This is a genomic window from Rhodopseudomonas sp. NSM (assembly GCF_052445935.1).
In the GTDB taxonomy this organism is placed as follows: Bacteria; Pseudomonadota; Alphaproteobacteria; order Rhizobiales; family Xanthobacteraceae; genus Rhodopseudomonas.
The window spans coordinates 391,593-416,648 of the sequence record NZ_JBQTCH010000001.1 but is presented as its reverse complement, the minus strand read 5'-3'; the positions used below and the strand labels follow the sequence as shown (position 1 = coordinate 416,648).

The 25,056-nt window shown below is 66.0% G+C and carries 20 protein-coding genes; 6 read left to right on the top strand and 14 right to left on the bottom strand.

Going from position 1 to position 25,056, the window contains the following annotated elements; translation table 11 throughout:
* Nucleotides 1–13: 13 nt before the first annotated feature.
* From ACTZWT_RS01830 to ACTZWT_RS01815, 4 genes are all read right to left on the bottom strand, one after another.
* The gene (locus ACTZWT_RS01830) at nt 14–856 is read right to left on the bottom strand and encodes an alpha/beta fold hydrolase (RefSeq protein ID WP_444768013.1); all 843 of its coding nucleotides are present in this window, start codon (nt 854–856) and stop codon (nt 14–16) included.
* A 362-nt stretch (nt 857–1,218) separates the two neighbouring features.
* Nucleotides 1,219–6,360 (bottom strand): trifunctional serine/threonine-protein kinase/ATP-binding protein/sensor histidine kinase, encoded by a 5,142-nt coding sequence (locus ACTZWT_RS01825; RefSeq protein ID WP_444768012.1) that lies wholly within the window; start codon nt 6,358–6,360, stop codon nt 1,219–1,221.
* Nucleotides 6,357–6,743, bottom strand: a complete 387-nt coding sequence (locus ACTZWT_RS01820; RefSeq protein ID WP_444768011.1) for a response regulator transcription factor — start codon at nt 6,741–6,743, stop codon at nt 6,357–6,359. Before ACTZWT_RS01820 ends, ACTZWT_RS01825 begins: the two co-directional genes overlap by 4 nt.
* A 68-nt stretch (nt 6,744–6,811) precedes the next feature.
* On the bottom strand, nt 6,812–7,462 hold the full coding sequence (locus ACTZWT_RS01815; RefSeq protein ID WP_444768010.1) for a response regulator transcription factor: 651 nt from the start codon (nt 7,460–7,462) through the stop codon (nt 6,812–6,814).
* A 272-nt stretch (nt 7,463–7,734) separates the two neighbouring features.
* On the opposite strand from ACTZWT_RS01815, the gene ACTZWT_RS01810 reads away from it, so the two are divergent.
* Complete coding sequence (locus tag ACTZWT_RS01810; RefSeq protein WP_444768009.1) at nt 7,735–8,307, top strand: helix-turn-helix domain-containing protein; 573 nt, start codon at nt 7,735–7,737, stop codon at nt 8,305–8,307.
* Nucleotides 8,308–8,321: 14 nt separating this feature from the next.
* Here ACTZWT_RS01810 and ACTZWT_RS01805 read toward each other — a convergent pair whose 3' ends face one another.
* The 10 genes from ACTZWT_RS01805 to ACTZWT_RS01760 all read right to left on the bottom strand — a co-directional run bounded on the left by ACTZWT_RS01805 (nt 8,322) and on the right by ACTZWT_RS01760 (nt 18,049).
* Nucleotides 8,322–9,188: an alpha/beta hydrolase gene (locus ACTZWT_RS01805; protein WP_444768008.1), complete on the bottom strand. Its 867-nt coding sequence runs from the start codon at nt 9,186–9,188 to the stop codon at nt 8,322–8,324.
* A 2-nt stretch (nt 9,189–9,190) separates the two neighbouring features.
* Entirely contained in the window at nt 9,191–9,652 is a 462-nt protein-coding gene (locus tag ACTZWT_RS01800; protein ID WP_444768007.1) for a MarR family winged helix-turn-helix transcriptional regulator, read from the bottom strand.
* Nucleotides 9,653–9,678: 26 nt separating this feature from the next.
* A complete protein-coding gene (locus ACTZWT_RS01795) occupies nt 9,679–10,383 on the bottom strand; it encodes an ABC transporter ATP-binding protein (RefSeq protein ID WP_444768006.1) in 705 nt (234 codons plus the stop codon).
* On the bottom strand, nt 10,380–11,162 hold the full coding sequence (locus tag ACTZWT_RS01790; protein ID WP_444768005.1) for an ABC transporter ATP-binding protein: 783 nt from the start codon (nt 11,160–11,162) through the stop codon (nt 10,380–10,382). The genes ACTZWT_RS01795 and ACTZWT_RS01790 overlap by 4 nt, the downstream gene beginning before the upstream one ends.
* Nucleotides 11,159–13,072, bottom strand: coding sequence for an ABC transporter permease (locus tag ACTZWT_RS01785; RefSeq protein WP_444768004.1), 1,914 nt, complete (start codon nt 13,070–13,072; stop codon nt 11,159–11,161). The genes ACTZWT_RS01790 and ACTZWT_RS01785 overlap by 4 nt, the downstream gene beginning before the upstream one ends.
* Nucleotides 13,073–13,180: 108 nt before the next feature.
* On the bottom strand, nt 13,181–14,377 hold the full coding sequence (locus ACTZWT_RS01780) for an ABC transporter substrate-binding protein (RefSeq protein WP_444768003.1): 1,197 nt from the start codon (nt 14,375–14,377) through the stop codon (nt 13,181–13,183).
* A 98-nt stretch (nt 14,378–14,475) separates the two neighbouring features.
* Nucleotides 14,476–15,060 carry an amino acid synthesis family protein gene (locus ACTZWT_RS01775; protein WP_444768002.1) on the bottom strand — a complete coding sequence of 195 codons (585 nt, stop codon included), beginning with the start codon at nt 15,058–15,060 and terminating at the stop codon, nt 14,476–14,478.
* A complete protein-coding gene (locus tag ACTZWT_RS01770) occupies nt 15,057–15,641 on the bottom strand; it encodes an amino acid synthesis family protein (protein ID WP_444768001.1) in 585 nt (194 codons plus the stop codon). Before ACTZWT_RS01770 ends, ACTZWT_RS01775 begins: the two co-directional genes overlap by 4 nt.
* Nucleotides 15,634–16,548 carry a UPF0280 family protein gene (locus ACTZWT_RS01765; RefSeq protein WP_444768000.1) on the bottom strand — a complete coding sequence of 305 codons (915 nt, stop codon included), beginning with the start codon at nt 16,546–16,548 and terminating at the stop codon, nt 15,634–15,636. Before ACTZWT_RS01765 ends, ACTZWT_RS01770 begins: the two co-directional genes overlap by 8 nt.
* A 4-nt stretch (nt 16,549–16,552) precedes the next feature.
* Nucleotides 16,553–18,049, bottom strand: a complete 1,497-nt coding sequence (locus ACTZWT_RS01760) for a 6-hydroxynicotinate reductase (RefSeq protein WP_444767999.1) — start codon at nt 18,047–18,049, stop codon at nt 16,553–16,555.
* A 294-nt stretch (nt 18,050–18,343) separates the two neighbouring features.
* Between ACTZWT_RS01760 and ACTZWT_RS01755 the strand changes: the two genes are divergently transcribed.
* From ACTZWT_RS01755 to ACTZWT_RS01735, 5 genes are all read left to right on the top strand, one after another.
* Complete coding sequence (locus ACTZWT_RS01755; protein WP_444767998.1) at nt 18,344–18,877, top strand: (2Fe-2S)-binding protein; 534 nt, start codon at nt 18,344–18,346, stop codon at nt 18,875–18,877.
* Nucleotides 18,874–22,425: a molybdopterin cofactor-binding domain-containing protein gene (locus ACTZWT_RS01750; protein WP_444767997.1), complete on the top strand. Its 3,552-nt coding sequence runs from the start codon at nt 18,874–18,876 to the stop codon at nt 22,423–22,425. The genes ACTZWT_RS01755 and ACTZWT_RS01750 overlap by 4 nt, the downstream gene beginning before the upstream one ends.
* 199 nt (nt 22,426–22,624) lie before the next feature.
* A complete protein-coding gene (locus ACTZWT_RS01745; RefSeq protein WP_444767996.1) occupies nt 22,625–23,398 on the top strand; it encodes a ferredoxin--NADP reductase in 774 nt (257 codons plus the stop codon).
* Between the two features lie 106 nt (nt 23,399–23,504).
* On the top strand, nt 23,505–24,704 hold the full coding sequence (locus tag ACTZWT_RS01740; RefSeq protein WP_444767995.1) for an amidohydrolase family protein: 1,200 nt from the start codon (nt 23,505–23,507) through the stop codon (nt 24,702–24,704).
* A gap of 94 nt (nt 24,705–24,798) precedes the next feature.
* Complete coding sequence (locus tag ACTZWT_RS01735) at nt 24,799–24,990, top strand: hypothetical protein (RefSeq protein WP_444767994.1); 192 nt, start codon at nt 24,799–24,801, stop codon at nt 24,988–24,990.
* Nucleotides 24,991–25,056: the final 66 nt, after the last annotated feature.

The window sequence follows — 25,056 nt, the reverse complement described above, 5'->3', positions numbered from 1 at the left end:
TGAGGCGTCCGCCTTACTCTTTCACGAAAGCCAGAAGGTCTGCGTTGAGCACATCGGCATGCGTGGTCAGCATCCCGTGCGGGTAGCCGGGATAGGTCTTCAGCTTGCCCTGCTTCACCAGTTTCACCGACATCCGTCCCGCATTGTCGATCGGCACGATCTGATCGTCTTCGCCGTGCAGCACGAGGGTCGGAACGGTCATCGCCTTCAGGTCGTCGGTCTGGTCGGTCTCCGAGAACGCCTTGATGCCGTCGTAGTGCGCCTGGGCGCTCCCCATCATGCCCTGCCGCCACCAGTTGTTGACGACGCCGGGCAGGGTCGTCGCGTCCGGGCGGTTGAAGCCGTAGAACGGGCCGCCGGGCACGTCGAGATAGAACTGCGCGCGGTTGGCGGCGAGCGCCTTGCGAAAGCCGTCGAAGACTTCGATCGGCAGGCCGCCCGGGTTGGTCTCGGTCTTGAGCATCAGCGGCGGCACGGCGCTGACGAGGACGGCTTTCGCCACCCGACCGCTGGGCTCGCCGAACTTGGCGACGTAGCGCGCGACCTCGCCACCGCCGGTCGAATGGCCGATGTGAATCGCCTTCTTCAGGTCCAGGTGCTCGACAACCGCAAAGGCATCTGCTGCGTAGTGATCCATGTCGTGGCCGACGTCGACCTGCGACGAGCGGCCGTGGCCGCGCCGATCATGGGCGACGACCCGATAGCCCTGCGCGAGGAAGAACAGCAACTGCGCGTCCCAGTCGTCGGACGACAGCGGCCAGCCGTGGTGGAAGACGATCGGCTGGGCCTGCTTGGGACCCCAATCCTTGTAGAAGATCTCGACGCCGTCCTTTGTCTTGACGAATCCGCTGCTCATCTCGTGTCTCCTTCTTGGTAGGTGGGGTGGGCGGGCACGCCAGAGCGCTGCCCGACAAATGCATGACGCCGACTCAGCCGCCATCACGTCTCCTTCGTCGATGCGTGACGCATGGCGCCCGCGGCGCTGCAATGCTGCCAGTATCGGCACCATGTTGGATCACGCTTTCATGTCCGCAGGATGCCATGGGTTGCAGGATACGATAAGTTGCAGGATGCCATGGGTTGAAGCCCGCGCGTTCAGGCGGCAGCGTATGAATTCCTGTTGGCACCGGCCGGGTACAGCAGTTCAGCTAAGGCAAATGCCGGTTCGGCGCTTGTCGGTTCGGATGGCGACTTGGACGTTCGCGACTTGAAAGCATGCTACGCAGACAGGCGCGGGAGCGAAAAGTGAAACGAAGCGCCGCGCGGCTTGACCGAGGTGGCCCACAGCCGACCGCCATGGGCTTCCACGATCGATTTGCTGATCGACAGCCCCATGCCCATGCCATGCGGCTTGGTCGTCACCAGCGCCTCGAACAGTTGATCGATCCGGTCTTCGTCGAAGCCGAAACCATTGTCTGTGACGCTGATCACGATGGTGTCGGCGTCGCCGGTGCGCGTCGCGACGCTCATTGTGCGTCTGCCCTCGATCGCCGCCACCGACTCGATGGCGTTCATCATCAGATTGAGGAGGACCTGCTGAAGTTGCACCCTGTTCGCCATCACCGTGCTTGCGCCCTCGGTCAGGGTCGTATCGAGGTGGACGTTGTGCTGACGCAACTCGCTCTGGATGATGGACAGCATCTCGCGCGCCACCACGTTGACGTCGACGGCCGACATCTTCGGGATGGATTTGACGGCCAATCCACGGATGGTCTGGACCACGTCGGCGGCGCGCCGCCCGTTTTCGATGACCCGGCGGGCGGCGTTCTTGGCTTCTTCCGTCGACGGCTTCTCGTTGTTCAGCCATCGCAGACAGACGTCGGCATTGGTGATGATCGCGGTCAGCGGCTGGTTGATCTCGTGGGCGATCGAAATCACCAGTTCGCCGATCGCCGTCAGCCGCGACATCCGCATCAATTCGGATTGCGACTTCTGCAGCGCTTCGACCAGGGCGTCCTTTTCCTCGAGCAGCGCGTTGGTCAGCGACATCGCCGCCTGCGAAGCCAGTAGTTTGAGGACGGACAGCTTCGCCGGGGTGAAGACGCCCGCCGCCAGATTGTTCTCGAGAAAGATGATGCCGATCAGCTTGGTTCGCTTGACGAGGGGAAGGCACAGGATGGAGCGGCATTGCGCCGCCGAGACGTAGGGATCGTCGACGAAGGGGCCACTGGCACGTGCGTCGTCCAGGGTGATGGGTTCCGCGGTACGAGCAACGAGATTGACGATCGTTGTCGGTAGCTCCGGCGCCGCCGCATCGTCGTCCCGCAGCGAAACCTGCACGCCGTCGATGCTGGTCCTCGCCTCCGCCCGCACCGCCAATTCGTCACCCTGCGGGATGATCAGCAAGCCGCGCTGCGCGCCGGCGTGTTCGAGCACCAGCGTCATCAGCGTTTCCATCAGCCGGGAGACCCCGGACTCGTTGGACACCGCCTCGGAGGTCCTGACGACGGCCGCCAGATCGAAGCTGTCGGCAAATTCGGGTGGGACATGCGGCGTCGAGAGAATCCCGCTCAGGCCGGGGTGAAGGCGCTCGATCTGGCTCGCTTTTCCAGCTGCCCCCCAGCGGTGATAGCAATCGCGCGCCTTCACCAGATGCGCTTCGTATCCGGTCTGGAAACCCTGATGCTGATGGAACTGCGCGGCCCTTTCATGCGCAACCGCCTCGTTCTGCACGAAGCCATACCGACGCGATGAACCGATCGCCTCTTCGTAAAGCCGGATGGCGTCGAACGGACGATTTTCGATCCGCGCGATTTCGGCCGCCAGCACGGCCGCCCGGCCTTCGAAATTCTCGCGGCAATGGGTCTCCCATTCGGCCATGTGGCGATGTGCGGCGATCAGGCCGCTCAGCAGAGTTTCACGCAGGCCCGCGGGGGCGGAGTCGTGATATGCGGCTCTGACGAGGCCGCCATAGAAGTGGAAGACGACCAGCTCGAAGTGACCGAAGGTCGTCCACAGCAGGGGTTCGGCCTTCTGCAGCGCCTCGTAGGCCGCAGCGTAGTTCCCGGAGAAGAATCGCGCCTGCATCTTGCGGATCCAGAACCAGCACGCCGCGATATCGAGGCTGCGATTGGCCGAGAGCTGGCGTTCGAACGAGGCCTCGTCGAAGCCTTCGCTGTTCAGCGAGGTGAAGGTGTCGGTGCTGCCGCGAAGCAATTTGATCAGCTGAAGCTGGGTGGTGATGATGTGAACGATCAGTCCGAATTTGGCGCGCTGCACGAATTGCAGCCGCGCGACGGCTTCCGGCTCGATCTCGTCCAGAGGATCGCCCGCCTCGAGCCTGTTGGTGATCAGCGTGCAGGACGAAAAGCCGGCATAGGTCAGATCCCCGGTTTCGTTGGATTCCTCGAATGCGCGCCTGAGATAGCTCTGCGAGCGATCCAGCGCGCGCGCCCAGGGGAGAACATGGGCTCCGTAGGTGAGATGGACGCGAGCCTTGTATTGATCGAGGCCGCGTGTCTCGACCAATTGAAGACCCAGTTCGCCGAGACCGAGAGCGGCGCGATAATCGCCGAAATTGGGCCCGACGACCATTCCGAGATAGGCATAGGCCAGTGCGGACGCATCGCTGTTGCCGCGCTGGATGCTGAGATTGGCCATCCTGCACAGGATGAGACAGACGAGGTTGAGGTCGGTGAAGAACGCAGGCGCCAGCGCCGCGGTCATCACGCCGAGCGCCGCGCAATGTTTGCGATCGGTCGCGATCGGAAAATCCAGCAGCGCACCGATTGAAATTCCGTCAAGACGCCGCGCCAGGCGCTGGTATTCCGCCCGCGCTTCCTGACGCGTGGGATGACAGGACCAGACGATGCCGACGTCGTTCAGATAGGCGAGACAGGCTTTGATGGCGTCGTCGCTGCGGTCCATGGCCGTATAGAGCGTGATCTGCAGCGAGATCACGGCGGCCTTGTCGACCTCGTCCGGGGCATGCGGCCGCAGAAGTGCCAATCGCGCCTCGGCCGCCGGCAGGCGGCCGGTCAGGAATTCGCTTTCGGCAAGGTGGTACTCGATCGCGAATGCGAGTTCGCTATGGGATCGCCATTCGTCTTGCGTCAGCTGCGATTTGGCGGCTGTCAGATAGATCAAGGCCGATTGATGAGCGATCGCCTTTCGGGCGGCGCGGCCGGCATCGAAATTGTATCTGGCGACAGTCAACCGCTCCGCCGCCGATGAAATCATCGCCACACCGGCATTGTAGTGGTTCACGATCTGGAAGATCTCGTCGGACGACGGTGCCGGGCCGGCCGTCGCTGCGAGGTATCTTGCGATCAGGAGGTGCTCGGACGGCAGATCCGTCGGCGCGATCAGCCTGTAGGCGGCCTCCCGGACCCGGTCGTGGATGAAGCGATATTCGGCGCCGGTCCGCACCACGAGTTCGCTTGCGACCAGGTCCTGCAGTCCGGCGTGGACAGCCTCCTCCGGCAGGCCGCAAATGCCGCTCAGGGTGAACGCATGGGTCCCCATTCCGAGGCACGAGAAGGTCTTCACGATCCTCAATGTCGCCGGCGGCAGGCGGTCGAGTTTCCGCGCCATCAGGTCGACGACGTTGTCGGTGTAGCCTTTGGCCTCGATCAGCTGGATGTTCCAGGTCCATTCCTGTCCGAGCGCGTGGAAAACCAGCAGTTGCTCCTGAATGAGCGACGAGAAGAACTGAATAGCGAAGAACGGATTGCCGCCGGTCTTGCATTGGATCAGTGCGGCCAGCGGCGCGACCCGGTCCGGCGCAGTCCGCAGCACGTCGGAGACCAGGGCGGCGATATCTTCGAAGGCCAGCGGGCGCAGCCGGAGTTCTTCGATATGCGCTGCGCTGCGCCGGATGTCGTCGAGTGCCCGCGTCAGCGGATGGGAGTCGTCGACTTCGTTGTCCCGGTAGGCGCAGATCATCAGGAGATGACCGATGTCCGCGTCGGCTGCGAGCCGCACAAGAAAATCCGACGTGGCGGTGTCGAACCATTGCAGATCGTCCAGGAACAGCACGAGCGGATGTTCCGGCCGCGCGAGAGCGCCCAGAAAGCGGCCGAGAACCGCCTGAAACCGACTCTTGCTCTCCTGCGGAGACAGGTCCGCGACGGCGGGCTGGCTTCCGATCAGCAGAGCGAGCTCCGGGACGAGGTTGATCATCAACTCGCCATAGGGCCCGACGGCGTCGCCCAGCAGGCCGCGCCATCGCGCCAGTTCGTCACGGTCCTGTCCGAGAATCTGCCGCAGCCGGGACTGGAAGGCCTGCGCCAGCGTGGCGAAGGGGATGTCGCGTTTGTACTGGTCGAATTTGCCCGAGATGAACCAGCCGTTGGTCGGAGCGAGCGTCTTCCGCAATTCGTTCACGGTCGCGGATTTTCCCGCGCCCGAATATCCCGATATGAAGACCCATTCGGTGGCGCCGGTCGATGCGACGCGATGATAGGCCGACAGCAACTGATTGATCTCGGCGTCGCGTCCGTACAGCTTCTCGGTCATCCGGATGACGCCCGAAGCATCTTGCGACGTCAGTTCGACGCCTGCCGTGGTCCCGTGCGTCTCCCATGCCGCCAGACACGACCGCAGGTCTCGCTCAACCATCGCCGCCGTCTGATAGCGGTCGTCGGCGGATTTCGACAGCAGCTTGAAGACCAGACGCTCGATCGCGCCGGTTTCCGGGCGGCTGTTCGGCAACGGATTCGGCTGGCGCGCGATATGATAGTGGATCCACTGCAGCGGGCTGGACGCGAGGAACGGCAGCGATCCCGCGGCGATCATCTGATAGAGAACGATGCCCATCACGTAGAGGTCGCTTCGCGAATCGATCGATCGATTGACCCGTCCGGTCTGCTCCGGCGACATGTAGATCGGCGAGCCGACCAGGGATTCGTGGACGGCGAGATCGGGGCGCTCGCGGCGGAATCGGGACGCCCCCTCCAGTCCGGTCAGCCGAACGTGGTCCGCCCCGTCGATCCAGATGGTGTCCGGGCGCAGATTGCGGTGGACGAGGCCGCGTTCGTGGATGTGGCCGAGCGCACGCGCCAGGCTGATCGCTCTGCGCAGGAATTTGAAGACGTCGAGCGGTTCGTCCAGCAGTTCGGAGAGCGGGCGCGCATCGACGTCGTCCAGCATCAGAGCGGCCTGTCCCTCGGCGCATACCAGATCGCGGGGACGGACGACGACATCGGGATCCAGCTCCCGCGTAATGGCGAATTCCCGGGTGAGCCTCTGCACCGCCGCCGGATCGTTCGGATCCGCCATCAGAAGCAGGGAGGCGATCTCCGGGCACCCTGCCTGAATCCGGAAGACGCTGAATTGGCCATTGCGGCGCAGAAAGTCCAGCGGGCCGGTGACGTGCTTCAGCGGTCCTGATCCGACGGTTCCGCGCGGGGCCTCGATCATCCGGAGCCTCCGCTCGCCCTGGCGAGCGCATCGTGAATGCACTGCACCAGGGTCTGGGCGTCGAACGGCTTGCTCAGAAATCCGATCGCATTGAGCGCGCGTGCCCGCGCCTCGATCCGTTCGTCCGGAAAGGCCGTGATGAAGATCACCGGGGGAGCCCTACCTTCGCTGATCAGAAGGGAGTGCAGATCGAGGCCGTTCAGGCCGGCCATCTGCACATCGGTGATCAGGCAGGCGGTCGAGGAACTGACGTTGGAATCGAGGAACTGCTGCGCCGACGCGAACCCGCGCGCCTGCAGACCGAGCGACTGAATCAGCCCCTCGATCGCGATCCGAACGTTCTCGTCGTCGTCTATCACCGATATGATCTTGCCGATGGTCATTTCTGCCATCCTCAAGGGCGATGCAGCACGATCCGACGTGTCCAAACACTGGGGCAGCCGCCGCGGCGTTATAAGTCATACGATGGTTTTACGTCGGCGGCGGGCGAGCGGGGGGTCGATTCCGCCATCCTGACGAGGTCCGCGAGCGATCGCGCGCCCATCTTCTTCATGACGCGACCACGATGGATCTTGACGGTGATCTCGCTCAGTCCGAGGTCGGCGGCGATATTCTTGTTCATGGAGCCGGCAGCGACCATCTCGAAGATCTGTTTCTCCCGCGGGGTCAGCGCGCGGTAGCGATGCACAATCTCATCCCGCTTCCGATCGGCCTCCCGCCGTCTGCCGTCGAGTTCGGTCGCGGCTGCGACGGCGTCGAGCATTTCCTGATCCCGAAACGGCTTGGTCAGGAAGTCGACGGCTCCGGCCTTCATGCCGCGCACCGTCATCGGAACATCGCCGTAGCCCGTCATGAAGATGATGGGAATCCGAACGTCCAGCCGGGACAGCATGTCCTGCAGTTCGAGGCCGCTGGTGCCGGGCAGGCGTACGTCGAGGATCAGGCAACTGGCGTCGGCGGGGATGCCCGCCTTCAACAGTTGCTGGGCGGACCCGAACAACGCGACGCGATTGCCCACCGACAGGAAGAGCCCGGCCAGCGCCTCTCTGATGTCTGTATCGTCGTCGACAACGACGACGAGGGGGCCGGCGGCTGAATCCATGAAACTCGTGGCTGTTGCGTCGCTTTAGGCATTGTACCGGAGATGATGGAGACGAGCTAGATTGCAACGAAAGGTTGCCCATTCCGCGGCGGAATGGCCGGCCGGGCGTCCGCCGGACAATTCACATACCTTGGTTTGCTGTCGCCGAAACCAACGCAGGCTGCGACGCGCACGATGGTCCGACTATTCGACCGCGCTGATGCGCTGTTCCATCGACGAAACGAGCGCTCAGTGCAGCAACTTCATCGACCAACACGAAAGCCGCACCTCCCATGGGCGACACGATAGAGGCGGTGGATCGGAAGGATACGGTTGAAGCGATCGTTTGCCTCGCGAAAATGCTGAGCGAAGCTTCAGCAGCGGTCGACGACGATCCGGCGACGGCGAAATCGTGTATCGCCCGGGCGGCGATGCTGCTCTGCGAGGTCCAGGCGCGACATGCAACGCAGACCGCTCCACGGGCGGCTCTGTTGAACGGTGTTGGCCTGGCGCGATGGCAACTGAACCGGGTGATGATCCACATCGAAGCGCATCTCGAGGCAGGCGTCAGGATACGGGACCTCGCGTCCCTCACGAACCTCAGTGCCGGACATTTCGCACGCGCGTTTCGGCAGAGCGTCGGCGTCCCGCCGCGCAACTTCCTGATCGAGCGCCGGGTCGAGCGCGCCAAGAAGCTGATGCTCTCGACCGACTGGCCGCTGTCCGAGATTGCGCTCGCCTGCGGGCTGAGCGATCAGGCTCATCTCTCGCGCATCTTCCGTCGCTACGTGGGTATCACGCCCAACGCATGGCGGCGCGAATGGCTCGAAATCGAGCGGATAGGTTCGCGCAAGAGATGCGCGTAGAGCTGCAAATGGAACTACGCGCTTGCGAGACCGCGCGCGGCGCGCACCAGCGCGCCGTCCGGTCGGCGCAGCTCGGCCAGAATCGAGAAGTGATTGTGCCCGGCGATCGGCAGCAGCAGCCCCGGTGCGCCGGCAGCGCTGCGACGCTCGTGCAGGTTGATGGAATCCAGCACCAGGGTCGGTAGTTCGTCGTCGCCATAAGCGAGGTCGAGCCGCTTGTCGATCACCGGCAGCCGCAGTGGCGACAGCGTTTCGATCTCGGCGTCGGTCAGTTGCAGGGCCGTGTTCAGGCCGGTGTCGCGAAGCGGCGCCAGATCGAACACGCCCGAGATCGACAGGCCGGCCGCGACCAGCGGATGGTCGAGCGTCATCGCCACGAGATGGCCGCCGGCCGACCAGCCCGAGGTGATCACCGGACCGGCGACGCCGTGGTCCGGCGCATGCGCGGCAAGCCAGTCCAGCGCCTGGCGCACCTCGTCGACGATTTCGGTGAGCGACACTTCGGGCGCAAGCGAATAGCCGGGAATCGCCATCGACCAGCCGTGCGCCGCGACGCCTTCGACCATCATGGCGAACAGCTCGCGCGAATTCTTCTGCCAGTAGCCGCCGTGCAGGAACACCAGGCAGGGCGCATCCGGGTCGGCCGCGGGATAGAGGTCGATCTTGTTGTTTTTCCTCGGGCCGTAGGGCAGGTCGAGCACCGATCGCAGCGTCGCACGCGCCCGCGCGGAGGTCGCGTTGCGTTCGGCGATCAGCTCCGGGCTGTTCGCGACCGCGGTGTTGTTGTCGTAGGCGGCGTCGCGCTCGCTCTGTGAAAGCTGCGCCCAGGCGTCTCTCGGATCGGCAGGGCGGCTCGCCCCGGACTTGTGTTCGTCAGGCATCGCTATTTCAATCGTTCGAGCAGGCTGAGGAACAGCGCGCGCTCTTCCTTCGCGAGCGGGGACAGCGTCGCTTTGGTGATCTCTTGCGCCAGCGGAATCGATCGCTCCGCCAGCGACGTGCCGTCCGGCGTGAGCGCCACCAGCAGGCGGCGGCCGTCCTCCGGATCGGCGCTGGTTTCCAGCAGGCCGCGCTTCACCAGGCGCTCGACCACGCCCTTGATGGTGGCGGCGTCCATCGCCGTGTGCCGGCCCAGCAAGTTCTGCGAACACGGCCCCTGCTCCAGCAGCTTCGCGAGCGCGGCCCATTGGGTCATCGTCAGATCCTCGCCCATGCGGCCGACGAAGATCGTCGCATGACGCTGCAGCACCTGACGCAGAACGAAACCGACCTGGGCGTCGAGCACATAAGCCGATCCGCTCCTGCTCTTCGTGCGCCGCTTGTCCGACAGGCTCTTCTTACTCAACTAGCCGCCCCGCTGCCCCGTCCTGCTCACACCGCAAGGTAAGCGTCCCGAATTTCGGGGTGCGCCTCGAGCTCGTCGATGGTGCCGGAGAATCGAATTCGTCCTTTCTCGATAATATAGGCGCGATCGCAGATCAGCTTGGCAAAATGCAGGTTCTGCTCCGAAATCACGATGCTGAGCCCTTCGCGTTTCATCGCCAGAATGGCGTCGGCCATCTGCTCGACGATTTTGGGCGCGAGCCCTTCCGAGGGTTCGTCGAGCAGCACGAGCGAGGGGTTGCCCATCAGCGTGCGGCCGATGCTGAGCATCTGCTGTTCGCCGCCGCTCATGTCGCCGCCCAGCCGCTTGCGCATTTCGCCGAGATTGGGGAACAGCTTGTAGATCCGGTCCGGCGTCCAGGCCGCGACGCCCGGGCGGGCCTTCTGGCGGCCGACCTCGAAATTCTCCTCGACGCTCAGCTCGGTGAAGATCCGCCGGTCCTCCGGCACGTAGCCGAGGCCGCGACGCACGATCTCGTAGGACGGCATCCGCGAAACGTCCTCGCCTTCGAACGTCACCTTGCCCGCGCGCCGCGATACCAGCCCGACCACCGATCGGAAGGTCGTGCTCTTGCCCGCGCCGTTGCGCCCCAGCATCGCGACGACCTCGCCTTCGCCGACCGCGAATCCGACGTCGAACAGGATGTGGGCCGGCCCGTAGAAACTGTTGAGGTCGGAGACTTCGAGCTTCATTGCACGGCCTCCTTGCGGTGCTTGGGATCGTAGAGCAGGCCGTCGCCGAGATAGATCGCCTGCACATGCGGATCGCTGCGCACCTGCTGCGGGGTGCCGCGGGCGACCAGTTGGCCGCGGTTCAGCACCATCACCTCGTCCGCGTGCTCGAACACGACGTCCATGTCGTGCTCGGTGAACAGCACGCCGATGTTCTTCCGGCGGGCGATGCCGGCGGTGAGGCGCATCAGTTCGACGCGTTCCTTGGGCGCCATGCCGGCGGTGGGCTCGTCCATCAGCAGCAGCCGCGGCTGGTTGGCCAGCGCCACCGCGAGTTCGAGGCGCTTGAGGTCGCCGTAAGCCAGCTCGCCGCAGGGCCGCCCGGCCTGCTCTTCCATACCGACGAGGACGAGAAGTTCGTTCGCCTCGGCGAGATGGCTCGCGCCCGCATAGCCGAACATCGACCACAGCCGGCGATGAAACGACAGCAGCGCGACCTGAACGTTCTCGCGCACCGTCATCGACGAGAACGTCGCGGTGATCTGGAAGGTGCGCCCGACGCCGCGCCGCCACACCGTGCGCGGCGGCAGGCCGACGATCTCCTCCTCGGCCAGTTTGATCGAGCCGGCGTCGGGCCGGATCTGGCCGTTGAGCATGTTGAAGCAGGTGCTCTTGCCGGCGCCGTTGGGGCCGATCAGCGCCAGGATTTCGCCCGGCCTCACCGAGAAGCTGACGTCGCGTACCGCATGGACGCCGGCGTAGGATTTCACCAGGCCCTTCACATCGAGCAGCGCGGTCATTCGGCGGCCTCCATCTTGGCGATCCCGAGCGCGTCGGATTTGCCGGCCGGCTTCGGCCCGGCGCCGTTCGGCGCAGGCGGCCGGCGGTGCCGCCAATCCTCGATGAAGCCGACGATGCCCTTGGGCGCCGCCACCACCAGCAGCACGATGATCGCGCCGAGCACGAGCTTGGAGAGGTCGGTCTGGCTCATCAGCCAGATCGCCAGCGCCTTGTAGACGATCGCGCCGACCACGGCGCCGGACACGGTCTCGATGCCGCCGAGCAGCACCATCACCAGGCCGTCGACCGAGATCGGGATCGCCAGCGATTCGGGAAACACCGAGCCCTTGAGGAAGGCGAACAGCGCGCCGGCGACGCCGGCGAAGGTGCCGGCGACGATCAGCGCGGCCCATTGCACCGATTTGCGGTCGATGCCGATCGCGTCCGCGCGCAGCGTGTTGTCGCGCGTCGCCCGCAGGCCGAAGCCGTAGGGCGAGAACACCAGCATCCGCAGCAGCGCCACGCCGGCAACGACCACGCCGAGGGTCAGCCAGAAGAAGCCCTGCGGGGTCGATGCCCAGGCCGACGGCCAGATCCCGAGGATGCCGTTGTCGCCGCCGGTCACCTCGACCCACTGGAACGCGATCGACCAGATGATCTGCGCGAAGGCCAGCGTCAGCATGGCGAAATACACGCCCGAGAGGCGCACGCAGAACCAGCCGGCGACGACGGCCCCGATCAGGCCGAACACCGGGCCGACCAGCAGCGCCAGCTCCATCGGGGCGCCGAGAAACTTGACGGCGAACGCCGCGCCATAGGCGCCGAGGCCGAAATAGGCGGCGTGGCCGAACGAGGCGAGGCCACCCACCGTCATCATGAAGTGCAGGCTGGCGGCGAACAGCACGAACACCAGAATCTCCGCGCCGACGCTCAACAGATAGTTGCCGGCGAACAGCGGCAGGCCGGCCGCCACCACGACCAGCACCGCGGCGCCGATGCGCTCCCATTGCGACAGCGGCTTCCACGGCCGGAACGAGATCCCGGCACTGGCGCGAACGCCGCGCTCCGCCTTGCCGAGCAATCCATAGGGCCGCACCACCAGCACCACCGCCATCACCAGGAACACGGCGACCAGCGAGATCTTCGGCAGCACCAGAATGCCCAGCGCGTTCAGTTCCGACACCAGCACTGCGGCGATGAAGGCGCCGGTGACCGAGCCGAGCCCGCCGATCACCACCACCACGAACACCTCGACGATGATCGACAGATCCATGTAGTGGGTCACGGTGGTGCGCGGGATCTGCAGCGCGCCGCCGAGCGCGGCCAGGAACACGCCGAGCGCGAACACGCTGGTGAACAGCCATTTCTGATTGACGCCGAGGCAGGCGACCATGTCGCGGTCCTGCGTCGCGGCGCGCACCAGCACGCCCCAGCGGGTGCGGTGAAACAGCAGCCACAACGCGCCGAGCACGACCGGGCCGAGCACGATCAGCAGCAGGTCATAGGTCGGCACCAGCCGGCCGAACAGGCTGAACGCCCCTGTGAAGTAGGGCGCGCGCGGCCCCATCAGATCGTCGGCGCCCCAGATCAGCACCACGATGTCCTGCACCATCAGCGTGACGCCGAAGGTGGCGAGCAACTGGAACAGCTCGGGCGCATGATAGATCCGGCGCAGCAGCACCATCTCCATCAGCGCGCCGAGCACCGCCACGATCAGGCTCGCGGCGATCAGCCCGCCCCAGAAGCCGAGCGGGCCCGAGAAGCGATCGGTCAGCGTGAACGCCACATAGGCGCCGAGCATGTAGAACGCGCCGTGCGCGAAATTCACGATGCGCGTGACGCCGAAGATGATCGAGAGCCCCGACGCCACCAGGAACAGCGACGCGGCGCTGGCGAGACCGCTGAGGGCCTGGACCAAGATCAGTTCCACGGCGACGCCTTTCGTGCTGGAGGAGGAGCGAGTTTGGTCTGGGGTCCGCCGCTGAGCTCAGCGGCGGACGGTCGCGGAGGAGAAAGCGGCCTCATGCCGCCCCGGGCCTCAGTTCGCCGGGCGAAGCTTGGCGGCCTCGGCCTCGGGTGGCAGATAGTCGGCGCCCTTCTTGAACTTGATGTCGGTCATGATGCCCTTGCCGTCCTTCTGCGTGGTCTTGCCGACATAGGCGCCCATCGTCGACTGGTGATCGCCGGCGCGGTAGACGACCGCGCCGAAAGGCGTGTCGACCTTCAGGTTCTTCATCGCCTTGACCAGGCCGTCGGTGGAATGATCGTCGGTGGCGGTCAGCACGGCGGCGATGGTCTTCACCGTGGCGTAGCCGACCACGGAGCCGAGTCGCGGATAGTCCTTATTGAGTTGCTGATAGGCGTCCAGGAACGCTTTGTGCTCCGGCGTGTCGATCGCGTACCAGGGATAGCCGGTGACGATCCAGCCTTCCGGCGTCTCGGTCTTCAGTGGGTCGAGATATTCCGGCTCGCCAGTGAGATAGCTCACCACCGCGCGGTCCTTGAACACGCCGCGGGTATTACCCTCGCGCACCAGCTTCACCAGGTCGCCGGCGAAGGTGGCGTTGAGGATGGCGTCGGGCTTGGCGGCGTCGATCGCCTGCAGCACCGGGCCGGCGTCGATCTTATTCAGCGGCGGCCACTGCTCGGCCACGAACTCGACGTCGGGGCGCTTCTTCTTCAAGATGTCCTTGAACGCGGCCACGAACGACTGGCCGAATTCGTAGTTGGGCGCGATCGTCGCCCACTTCTTGGCCGGCAGCTTGGCGGCTTCCTCCGCCAGCATCGAGGCCTGCATGTAGTTCGAGGTGCGCAGCCGGAAGGTGTAGTCGTTGCCCTTCGACCAGACGATGGCGTCGGTCAGCGGCTCCGCCGCGACGTAGAGGATCTTCTTCTGCTTGGCGAAGTCGGACAGCGCCAGGCCGATATTGGACAGGAAGCCGCCGGCGATCATCACCACGCCGTCGCGCGACACCAGTTCGTTGGCGGCGGTCAGCGCGTCGCCGGGCTTGCCGCCGTCGTCCTTGGTGATGACGACGAGCTTCTTGCCCTTGATGCCGCCGGCATCGTTGATCTGCTTCAGCGCCAGTTCCATGCCCTTGCGGTATGGCTCGGTGAAGCCGGGCAGCGCCGAGTAGGAGTTGATCTCTCCTACCTTGATCTCGCCTTGCTGCGCATGTGCCGCGCCGGAAGCGAAAAGCAGTGCCGTCAAAGCCAGTCGTGCGATTTGTTTCATACGCTCATGCCCTCTGTTTGAACGAACCTCAGCCACTCGTCGTCTTGACGCGTTCTTCACGCGAACTGATTTCCCAGTTCGTGCGCACCGCGATCTCTTCAGCGCAACCCGTCTTCGCCTTTGATCTCGGCGCTCGTCAGTCCGCCAACGCGCGGAAGCGGTCGGCCGGAATCCGTGATGGCCACCGCCACCACGATCTCGTTGGCGCGCGGCGCATCCGATACGCTCACCTGCATGCCGTCGAAATGGCTGCGGACGAAGGCCGCGTCCTTGTGCCCGAGCGGAATGTCCAGCTCGGCGCCGAGGCCGCCGCGCCGCTTCGACGACGGAATCAGCGCTGCGCCCTTGCCCAGCACCTTGCGCACCGGCGCGCCCATTTTCGGGTGCAGCAAGGCTGCGGCGTGTTCCAACTCGCCGTTCTCGCCGACCAGCGCGGCCTTGCCGTAGCTTTCGGCCTTGCCGCCCTCGATCCCGAGCGCGTCCACCGCCTTCTGCGCGAGCAACTCACCGAGTTCTTCCCCGATCGCGATCAGCTCCGAGAGGTCCTCGACATAGCGGCCGGCGAACGGATTTTCGATCACCGCCACCGCGGCGGCGCGCCGGGTCGGCGGCGTCACCGCATGGCCCATCTCGGTCAGCGTCTCTTCGACGACGACGACGATCTTGCGGATTTTCGCGCTCATCGCAGCCCGTCCTCGCCCTTGATATCCGCCGCTTTGAGCCCGCCGACGCGCGCGTGAATCCGCGGGCCGGAGCTCATCACTAGCACCAGCACGATCTCGTCGGCCTTGGGGCCGTCCGGCACGCCGACTTCCATCGCGTCGAAATGGCTGCGCACATAGGACGCGTTGACATGGGTCACCGGCACGTCGAGCCGCGTGCCCGGGCCGCCGACCTTCTTGGTCGAGGGCACGATCGCTTTGGCGTCGCCGAGGATCTCGCGCATCGCATAGCCGCCCGGGACGTGCCACAGCGCGCCGTGCTCCAGTTCACCGGCGGCGCCGACGATGGCGCCCTTGCCGTAGCCGTCGATGGATTTGGCGTCGCCGCCGAGCGCCTGCAGCAGCTCGCCTGCGAGCGCCACGCCGAGCGGGGTCAGATCGTCCATGAACCCGGCGATGTCCTGCACATAGCGGCCGGCGAACGGGTTCTCGATCACCGCGATGATCGCGCCGCGCTTGCGCGGGGTGGCCGCCACCGGGCCGCCCTCGTGGAAGATCTCCTCGGTGATCAGGAGCTTCTTGCGGATTTTGACCTCAGGCATCGGGCTGCTCTTGTTGGGGTGGCAAGGAAACGAAATTCGTTGTGCCTGCGCTGGCGGTCTCGCCTTGCAAATGCAGGGCCGCGGCGCAGATCAGTCCGCGCGCCAGCAGCGCGCGCGCCACCGTCACGCCTGCGGCCAGCGCCGCGTCGCGCTCGGCCGGGCCGAGTCGCGGCACATGCCGGGTGACCTGCAGTGTACCCAGATCGCTGTCCGGTTGAAGCTCGTTGGCGGCTTCCCGAACAATACCGCGATGGCCGGGCAGGTCGACCGCATTGGCGATCAGGGTTGCGGCCGCATCCGCCATTGCGGCGGTAGGAGCCAGAATGGTCACCGCGTCGGCGATGCCGAGCGAGAAGCTGCGCCCGCGCCAGCCGCTGGTCGCGACGCCGCGCACCGCGCTGTCCGCATCGATCTCGGCACGGCCGACCAGGCGCGGCTGGTCCGGACGATCCACCAGCCCGACCGTGAAGCTTGCCCCCTGCGTCAGATGCAGCGAGATGTCGCCGCCATTGTTCACGTAGGCGCGAGTGATGCCGGGGCAGATCAGAGCTTTCAGGATGTCGTCGGCGACAGCGCCCGCCACCGCCGCCATCGGCGTGATGAAAACCTCGTCGGCGAATGGCGCTACTGCGTCGGCCATGCGCTGCGCGACCGGGTGGGCCGGCGGCGGCATGTCGCGTCCAGCAGGCGTTCGCAGCGCGGGCAGTTCGGCGCATAGCGCATCGAGCAGGCCGGCGAAGCGCTGCGTCGCCGCTGCATAAGCGTGCCGGACGGCGCGCGGATCGCCGGTCGCCTCGATGATCAGGTCGATCGGGCCATCCTGTAAGTGCAAGCGCCGGCCGTCCGCCAGCATCGCCGCCTGCGCTGCGCGTCCCTGGTTTGATGTGAGGAACTGCGGCGCGGCCATCGGATCAGCCGAAGAAGCGCTTGGCCGCATTCGGTGCGAGCGGCCACGGGTTGTCGGAATGCGGCCCTACGGTCTGCAGGCCTTCGTTGAGAGCGATCGAGGAGGCCGGCCGAACCTCGGCCATGTGACCGCCGAGCTCCTGATAGTCCGACAGCCGCAGGGTGAATTCGATCGGCGCTACCAGCGCGGGCGTGGGCACATAGCCGAACGCGTTCTCCGGCATCTTGGTGACGTCGACCATCAGGGTGATGCCGCCGCCCGGATAGACATAGACCGGCGCGCCGCCGCAGGTGACGTAGGTCAGCGCATCCTTCACCGAGTGGGTGAGGCGCACCGGATTTTCCGTGACGCCCGCGCGCAGCGAGCCGCCGGCGCCGGCCATGAACAGCACGGTGGACAGCGCCGGCTCGCAATTGTCCTTCACCCGCTGCGACAGGGCCGCGAGCTCCGCAGGCATCTCCTTCTCGCGGGGAGAGAGCGTTTCGTCGAGTTCGTAGTAGGCGGCGTGTTCGCCGGTGGTCGAGATGAAGTACAGCCGCAGCCCCGGCCAGGCGACCTTGCGGTCGAACGGACCGAGGATCGACAGCGGGTCGGAGATGTTGGTGCCGCCCCAGCCGGTGCCGGGCTCGGCGACCTGGAAGTAACGGCCCGGCGTCGAACGCCGGCCCTTGATCTTGATGCCGGTGTCGGGCACGCCGAGCACCTTGCCGGCCTGGTGCTCGGACAGCACGCCGGTGATGTGATCGTCGACCACCACCACGTCGTCGACGAGGCCGAGCCATTGCTTGGCGAACATGCCGATGGTCGCCGAGCCGCAGCCGACCCGCATCCGCTCTTCCTTGACGCCGTTGACGATCGGCGGCTGGCCGGCCTGCACGACCACGGTCGAGCCGCCGTCGATGGTGAGTTCGACCGGCTTTCCGTTGCACAGGTCGAGCAGGACCTCGCAGGTGACGCGGCCTTCCTTCTTGCTGCCGCCGGTGAGGTGATGCACGCCGCCGAGCGACAGCATCTGCGAGCCGTATTCGGAGGTGGTGACGTGGCCTACGGCTTCGCCCGAAGCGCGCACGGTGGACTGCTCGGGGCCGAGGAAGCGGTCGGTGTCGATCTTCACCTTGACGCCGCAATAGCTGAAGATGCCCTCGGTGACGACCGTCACCATGTCGACGCCGTCGACTTCGGACGAGACGATAAACGGCGCGGGCTTGTAGTCCGGATAGGTGGTGCCGGCGCCGATCGCGGTGACGAAGGTCTCGGGCGGCGCGATCAGTTGGCCGTCCCAGGAGCCGTCGCGGTGAAACGGCACCACGGTGCCGCCATGCGCCAGCGCGCGATCGAGCACGATATGCGGATCGACGCGCACAAGGTCGCCGTCGTGATTGGCGTAGCGATCGCAGGCGCCGCTCATGCCGGGCTTGATGTAGCACATCACCGGACAGGCATCGCAGCGGATCTTTCCGTCGCTCGCTCCGTCGGTCCCGGCAGTGGTTTCGTCGGCCATGTGGCTCTGCTCTTCGCTCCGGTCGCCGGCCCGACGTCGTCGTCGCCGCCGCAGTTTGTATGTATACTAATGAAAAGCGGGACCCGATCCAAGTCAAGCATAAGGAATGGGCAGCGTCTGCCCAAACCATCATCGCAGTGCAAAACGGCGCTTGACGAGTTTTGTTGGTATAGAAACAATCACGACAGCAGGATCGCCGCGAATGCAGGGTGTCGGACGTGTCGGGACGAAGTAGATTTGCAGCGCACACTGCCCGAACCGGTCACATGCCGTTTGCTGCAAGGCACAATTGACATGGCGTCTTCGGCTCTCACCGGCGAACCCGTCGTGCTGATCGTCAACGGCAAGACGTGCAGTTTCGATCTGCCGCGCGACACCAGGCTGATTTACGTGCTGCGCAACGATCTCGGGTTGAACGGTCCGAAGTTCGGTTGTGGGCTCGGGGAATGCGGCGCGTGCACGGTGCTGATCGACGGCGTCGCGGCGCGGTCATGCGTGGTGACGCTCAGGACCGTCGAGGGACGCGCCGTCACCACGCTCGAGGGCCTGGGCGAACTCACTGCATTGCACCCGGTGCAGGCGGCGTTCATCGAGGCGCAGGCGGCGCAGTGCGGCTACTGCCTCAACGGCATGATCATGACCACCGTGGCGTTTCTCGCCCGCAATCCGGCGCCGACGCTCGAGCAGGTGCGCGAGGCGTTGCGCTACAATCTGTGCCGCTGCGGCACCCATGTGGAAATCATGCGCGCCGTCATGGCCGCTGCCGGCCTGACGGCGATCGACGCAGATCCTGATACGAGCGATGCAACGTCGGGTGGCCGACGATGAGCGAGCCCACGCCGGTCGCCTCGGAGCTCCTCGCGCGCATCGGCACGCTGGCGGTGCTGCGGCCGTCGCAGCACGTCAAGGGCCTGGTGCCGACAGCGCCGCCGCCGGAGGGCGCGCGCGACCTGTTCCTGTTTCTCGACGATGCCGGGCAGGTGCTCGCCTTCAATGGCCATGTCGACCTCGGCACCGGCATCCGCACCGCGCTGGCGCAGATTGTCGCCGAAGAGCTCGACGTTCCGTTCGCAGCCGTCACCATGGTGCTCGGCCACACCTCCGGCACGCCGAACCAGGGCGCCACCATCGCCAGCGACAGCATCCAGGTTTCGGCCTTGCCGCTGCGAGCGGCCGCAGCGCAGGCGCGGCATCATCTGATCGCTTTGGCCGCGGCTGAACTCGAGATTCCGCGAGACGAACTCGCCGTCACCGACGGCGTCGTGCATCCGCGCGGCGGCTCCAATATCGGCGTGTCCTACGCGACGCTGCTGCAAGGTCGAAGCGACCGGCTGATGCTCGCCGACGATGTGGCGGTGAAATCGGTGGCCGAGCATCGCATCGTCGGCCAACGCATCGCGCGCTCGGATATTCCTGCCAAGGCGACCGGCGATTTCGTCTATGTGCACGACGTGCGCGTGCCCGGCATGCTGAACGGTCGCGTGGTGCGGCCGCCTTATGCCGGAATCGATGCCGGCGAGTTCATCGGCAACAGCCTGATCGGCGTCGATGAGGCATCCATCGCCCATCTTGCCGGCGTGGTCGGTGTCATCACCATGGGCGACTTCGTCGGCGTCGTCGCCGAGCGCGAGGAGCAGGCGGCCGAGGCCGCGCGCATATTGAAGGTGGAATGGAAGCCGCCGCCGCCGCTGCCGGATCTCGATGATCTTGCCACGGCGCTGCGCGCCAATCCGGCGACGACGCGCACGCTGCACGACAAAGGCGACGTCGATCGCGCCCGTGCCGATGCCGCGGTGCCGATGGATCGCAGCTATGTCTGGCCGTATCAGATGCACGGCTCGATCGGCCCGTCCTGCGCGGTCGCCGACGTCCGCGATGGACGTGCGACGATCTGGTCCGGCACGCAGAATCCCTATCCGCTGCGGCTCGATCTCTCGGTGCTGCTCGGCATCCCCGAGCCCGATATCGAAATCCTGCGCTACGAGGCGGCGGGCTGCTACGGGCGCAATTGCGCCGATGACGTTTCTGCGGATGCGGCGCTGCTGTCGCGCGCGGTGGGGCGGCCTGTCCGCGTCCAACTGACCCGCGAGCAGGAGCACGCCTGGGAGCCGAAGGGCGCCGCGCAACTGATGGAAATTTCCGGCGGGCTGAACGCCGACGGCAGCCCCGCCGCCTATGATTTCGCGACGCGCTATCCGTCGAATGCGGCGACCACGCTGGCGCTGCTGCTCACCGGGCGCGTGCCGGCGAACAATCCGGTGTTCGAGATGGGCGACCGCACCGCGATCCCGCCTTACGCCTACGACAACATCCGCGTGAAGGTGCACGACATGGCGCCGATCGTGCGCGCCGCCTGGCTGCGTGGCGTGTCGGCGCTACCGAATTCGTTCGCGCATGAGAGTTACATCGACGAACTCGCCGCCGCGGCCGGGGTCGATCCGGTCGACTATCGCCTGCGCTATCTGCACGATCCGCGCGCGGTCGATCTGGTCAAGGAAGTCGCCGCGCGCGCCGGCTGGGTGCATCGCACCGGCCCGCGGCAGGAAGTCGTCGATGGCGACGTCGTGCGCGGACAGGGCATGGCCTATGCGCTCTACGTCCACTCGAAATTTCCCGGCTATGGCGCGGCGTGGTCGGCGTGGGTCGCCGATGTCGAGGTCAACAAGGCGACCGGCGACGTCGCGGTCAAGCGGGTCGTGGTCGGCCAGGACTCCGGATTGATGATCAATCCCGCCGGGATCGAGCACCAGATCCACGGCAACGTCATTCAGTCGACCAGCCGCGCGCTGAAGGAGCAGGTCAGCTTCACCGACACCGCGGTGGCCGACAAGGAATGGGGCGCGTATCCGATCCTGACGTTTCCGGAAGTGCCGGTCATCAATGTCGTGCTGATGCCGCGCCCGAACGATCCGCCGCTCGGCAGTGGCGAGTCGGCGTCGGTGCCGTCGGCGGCCGCAATCGCCAATGCGATCTTCGACGCCACCGGCGTGCGGCTACGCGAGCCGCCGTTCACGCCGGAGCGGGTGCGGGCTGCGCTTGGCAATCCGATGCTGCCGCCGCCGCCGGCGCCGGCGCCGGAGAGGCGGTCGTGGTTCGCGCTGGCCGGCGCGGCGCTGGTCGGCGCGCTCGGCATGGCGAGCGTCGCGCTGCCGATCCGCAGCGCGCTCGCGCCGATCGCGCCGCCCGATCCGGCGAGCTTCTCGGCCGAGATGATCTCGCGCGGACGGCAGCTCGCCGCGCTCGGCGGCTGCGCGGTGTGTCACACCGCGATCGGCGGCGTCACCAATGCCGGCGGTCGCCCTGTCGAAACGCCGTTCGGCACGGTGTATTCCACCAACCTCACGCCGGATCCGGAGACCGGCATCGGTCGCTGGTCCTACGCGGCGTTCGAGCGCGCGATGCGCGAGGGCATCGCCCGCGACGGCCGGCATCTGTATCCCGCGTTCCCCTACGCCTCGTTCACGCGAACCAGCGACACCGACCTGCAGGCGCTGTACGCGTATCTGATGTCGCAAACGCCGGTGGTGGCGCCGACGCCCGAGGCGCGGATGGCATTTCCGTTCAACATCCGGCCGCTGATGGCGGGCTGGAATACGCTGTTCCTGCGCACCGGCCAGATGCAGGCGGACCCCGCCAAAGCCCCACAATGGAATCGCGGCGCCTATCTGGTCGAAAGCCTCGGCCATTGCGGCGCCTGCCACACCCCGCGCAATGCACTCGGCGCCGAGAAAACCCGAACGTCCTACTTGAGCGGCGGGGCCGTCGACGGCTGGCACGCCCCCGCGCTGAATACGCTCTCCAGCGCGCCGATTCCGTGGACGGAGGCCGAATTGTTCTCCTATCTGCGCACCGGCTTCTCCCAGTTCCACGGCACGGCGGCCGGGCCGATGGCGCCGGTGGTGGAGCAACTCGCCGCGCTGCCGGATGCCGATATCCGCGCGATGGCGACCTATCTGGCCTCGTTCGCGCCGGCGCCCGAACAGCAGCCGGCCGAACGCGCCGCGGCGTTGCAGGCCGAGGCGGCAGCCACGCTGCGGCCGCTGGATTCGCTCGGCGGCAGGCTCTATGAGGGCGCCTGCGCCTCCTGCCACAGCGACAGCGGGCCGACGCTGTTCGGCGTGCGCCCGGCGCTGGCGCTCAACACCAATGTCCACGCCGCGACGCCGGACAACCTCATTAGGGTTATTCTAGACGGCATTCCGCGGCCAGCGGCCGCCGAACTCGGGGATATGCCCGGGTTCCGCCACAGTTTCGACGATAACCAGATCGCGGCGCTGGTCCGTTATCTCCGCGCCTCCTTCGCCCCCCAGGCGCCCGCCTGGGGCGGCGTGGAACAAACGGTGTCGCGCCTGCGCGCTCACCAGGGATCTCACTGATCGTCGTTTTTCCCTTCAGGTTGCCCGTTAATTCGGCGCGATTGCCTGAAATGTCCGCGCGGCACGGGCGTTTGCCGCGTTGACAGGGGCCGGGCGCCGATCCTATTTTCATTCGTGTACAAATGAATTGGCCGCGACCCGCACGCACTGTTCTGCCGTGCCCTCCCGGCCGATCACACACCAACTCCGGAGTTCTCCCGTGAGCAATCTGATGGAAGAGCGCGTTCTCTCCGTTCGCCACTGGACCGATCGTCTGTTCAGCTTCACCACCACCCGCGAGGCCGGCTTCCGGTTCAGGAACGGCGAATTCACCATGGCCGGCATCCGGGTCGATGGCCGCCCGCTGCTGCGCGCCTATTCGGTGGCGAGCCCGAACTACGAAGAGACGCTGGAGTTCTATTCGATCAAGGTGCCGAACGGGCCGCTGACGTCGCGCCTGCAGCACCTGAAGGAAGGCGACACCATCATCGTCGGCCGCAAGGCGACCGGCACGCTGGTGATCGACAATCTGCGCCCGGGCGCGACGCTGTATCTGCTCGCGACCGGCACCGGGCTCGCCCCCTTCCTGTCGATCATCCGCGATCCCGAGACCTACGATCGCTTCGAGAAGATCGTGCTGGTGCACGGCTGCAGGCAGGTGGCCGAGCTGGCCTACGGCGAGTCGATGGTGGCTGCGCTGCAGGATCACGAGTTCCTCGGCGACGACGTCAAGGCCAAGCTGATCTACTACCCGACCGTCACCCGCGAGCCATTCATCCACGAGGGCCGGATCTCGAAGCTGATGGACAGCGGTCAGCTCTATTCCGACATCGGCCTGCCGCCGCTCGACAGATCCCGCGACCGCGTGATGCTGTGCGGCTCGACGCTGATGATGGGAGACCTGAAGAGCCGGCTGGTCGAGCTCGGTTTCGAGGAAGGCAACCACGGCGAGGCCGGCGATTTCGTGCTCGAGAAATCTTTCGCCGAGCGCTGAGTGATTTCTTCGGCACCGCGTCAAAGCTGTTTTCAAGCGCCGTGCGGCCGCCTACAATTCGTATGCTTGCAAACGAACGGGCTCACCATTTTCGGAGACGTCAGACATGGCTCACGATGCCGCAGCTGAACCCAAGGGACCCACCAAGCTCGTCATTCGCAACATCGGTCTTCTGATCAGCGGCGACCTCGACAAGCCGATCCTCGATGCCGACACCATCGTCGCCGAGAACGGTCGCATCACCGCGATCGGCCGGCTGAAGGACGTCGACACCGAAGGCGCCACGACCATCGTCGATGCGCACGGCGCCGCGGTGACGCCCGGCCTGATCGACAGCCACGTGCATCCGGTGGCCGGCGACTGGACGCCGCGGCAGAGCCAGCTCAACTGGATCGACTCCTCGCTGCACGGCGGCGTCACCACCATGATCTCGGCGGGCGAGGTGCACTATCCCGGCCGGCCGCGCGACGTCGTCGGCATCAAGGCGCTGGCGATCACCGCGCAGCGCAGCTTCTCCGCCTTCCGCGCCAGCGGCGTGAAGGTCCATGCCGGCGCTCCGGTGATCGAGCACGAGATGGAAGAGAACGACTTCAAGGAACTGGCGGCGGCCGGCGTCAAGCTGCTCGGCGAGATCGGCCTCGGCGGCGTCAAGGACGGCCCGACCGCGAAGAAGATGGTGGCGTGGGCGCGCAAATACGGCATCCAGTCCACCATCCACACCGGCGGCCCGTCGATCGCCGGCTCCGGACTGATCGACAAGGACGTCGTGCTGGAAGCCGGCACCGACGTCGTCGGCCACATCAACGGCGGCCACACCGCGCTGCCGGACGGACAGATCCGCTGCATCTGCGAGGGCTGCAAGGCGGGCCTCGAACTGGTCCACAACGGCAACGAACGTTCGGCGCTGTACACGCTGCGGATCGCGCGCGAGATGGGCGATCTCAATCGCGTCATCCTCGGAACCGACGGCCCGGCCGGCTCCGGCGTGCAACCGCTCGGCATCCTGCGGATGATCTCGCTGCTGTCGTCGCTCGGCGATCTTCCCGCCGAACAGGCGTTCTGCCTCGCAACCGGCAACACCGCCCGTATGCGCGACCTCGACTGCGGCCTGATCGAGGTCGGCCGCGTCGCCGATTTCGTCATCATGGACGCGGCTCAGCACTCGGCCAGTTCGTCGCTGCTGGAAAGCGTCCGCCTCGGCGATCTGCCGGGCATCGGCATGACCATCATCGACGGCGTGGTCCGCAGCGAACGCTCGCGCAACACGCCGCCGGCGACGCGGTTTCCGAGCATCGTCAAGGCCTGACCTGGCTGGGTCCTGTTGCGCAGCGCGGTTGATCAGCCTGCCGTGATTCTGCTCTAAGTCTCTGCGACAGCCATCGGTCGAGGACGGCCGGGCCATGGCGGCCCGGCTGAGCCGGCGGCTTGAATCCGTCCGCAATTGGAAGCGCATCGGCTTGAAATCGCTCGGCATCATCGTTCTGCTCGCTTTGGCCGCGTTCGCCTATGGTCTGTACGCGGACATCACGATGACGCGCTGCGTTCGCGGCTCGGTCACGGCGATGCTGGGCATGTGCGCCAAGGGCGACTGAACATTCGCGCGTCCTGCAACCTTGGTCGACGCCCGACGTATCTGCTCTGAGATCCGCCGCGAGAGG

What these genes read in the sequence shown, in the direction of transcription:
- ACTZWT_RS01830 (WP_444768013.1), bottom strand. Translation starts at nt 856, where the DNA reads ATGAGCAGCGGATTCGTCAAGACAAAGGACGGCGTCGAGATCTTCTAC.
- ACTZWT_RS01825 (WP_444768012.1), bottom strand. Translation starts at nt 6,360, where the DNA reads ATGATCGAGGCCCCGCGCGGAACCGTCGGATCAGGACCGCTGAAGCAC.
- ACTZWT_RS01820 (WP_444768011.1), bottom strand. Translation starts at nt 6,743, where the DNA reads ATGACCATCGGCAAGATCATATCGGTGATAGACGACGACGAGAACGTT.
- ACTZWT_RS01815 (WP_444768010.1), bottom strand. Translation starts at nt 7,462, where the DNA reads ATGGATTCAGCCGCCGGCCCCCTCGTCGTCGTTGTCGACGACGATACA.
- ACTZWT_RS01810 (WP_444768009.1), top strand. Translation starts at nt 7,735, where the DNA reads ATGGGCGACACGATAGAGGCGGTGGATCGGAAGGATACGGTTGAAGCG.
- ACTZWT_RS01805 (WP_444768008.1), bottom strand. Translation starts at nt 9,188, where the DNA reads ATGCCTGACGAACACAAGTCCGGGGCGAGCCGCCCTGCCGATCCGAGA.
- ACTZWT_RS01795 (WP_444768006.1), bottom strand. Translation starts at nt 10,383, where the DNA reads ATGAAGCTCGAAGTCTCCGACCTCAACAGTTTCTACGGGCCGGCCCAC.
- ACTZWT_RS01790 (WP_444768005.1), bottom strand. Translation starts at nt 11,162, where the DNA reads ATGACCGCGCTGCTCGATGTGAAGGGCCTGGTGAAATCCTACGCCGGC.
- ACTZWT_RS01780 (WP_444768003.1), bottom strand. Translation starts at nt 14,377, where the DNA reads ATGAAACAAATCGCACGACTGGCTTTGACGGCACTGCTTTTCGCTTCC.
- ACTZWT_RS01775 (WP_444768002.1), bottom strand. Translation starts at nt 15,060, where the DNA reads ATGAGCGCGAAAATCCGCAAGATCGTCGTCGTCGTCGAAGAGACGCTG.
- ACTZWT_RS01770 (WP_444768001.1), bottom strand. Translation starts at nt 15,641, where the DNA reads ATGCCTGAGGTCAAAATCCGCAAGAAGCTCCTGATCACCGAGGAGATC.
- ACTZWT_RS01765 (WP_444768000.1), bottom strand. Translation starts at nt 16,548, where the DNA reads ATGGCCGCGCCGCAGTTCCTCACATCAAACCAGGGACGCGCAGCGCAG.
- ACTZWT_RS01760 (WP_444767999.1), bottom strand. Translation starts at nt 18,049, where the DNA reads ATGGCCGACGAAACCACTGCCGGGACCGACGGAGCGAGCGACGGAAAG.
- ACTZWT_RS01755 (WP_444767998.1), top strand. Translation starts at nt 18,344, where the DNA reads ATGGCGTCTTCGGCTCTCACCGGCGAACCCGTCGTGCTGATCGTCAAC.
- ACTZWT_RS01750 (WP_444767997.1), top strand. Translation starts at nt 18,874, where the DNA reads ATGAGCGAGCCCACGCCGGTCGCCTCGGAGCTCCTCGCGCGCATCGGC.
- ACTZWT_RS01740 (WP_444767995.1), top strand. Translation starts at nt 23,505, where the DNA reads ATGGCTCACGATGCCGCAGCTGAACCCAAGGGACCCACCAAGCTCGTC.
- ACTZWT_RS01735 (WP_444767994.1), top strand. Translation starts at nt 24,799, where the DNA reads ATGGCGGCCCGGCTGAGCCGGCGGCTTGAATCCGTCCGCAATTGGAAG.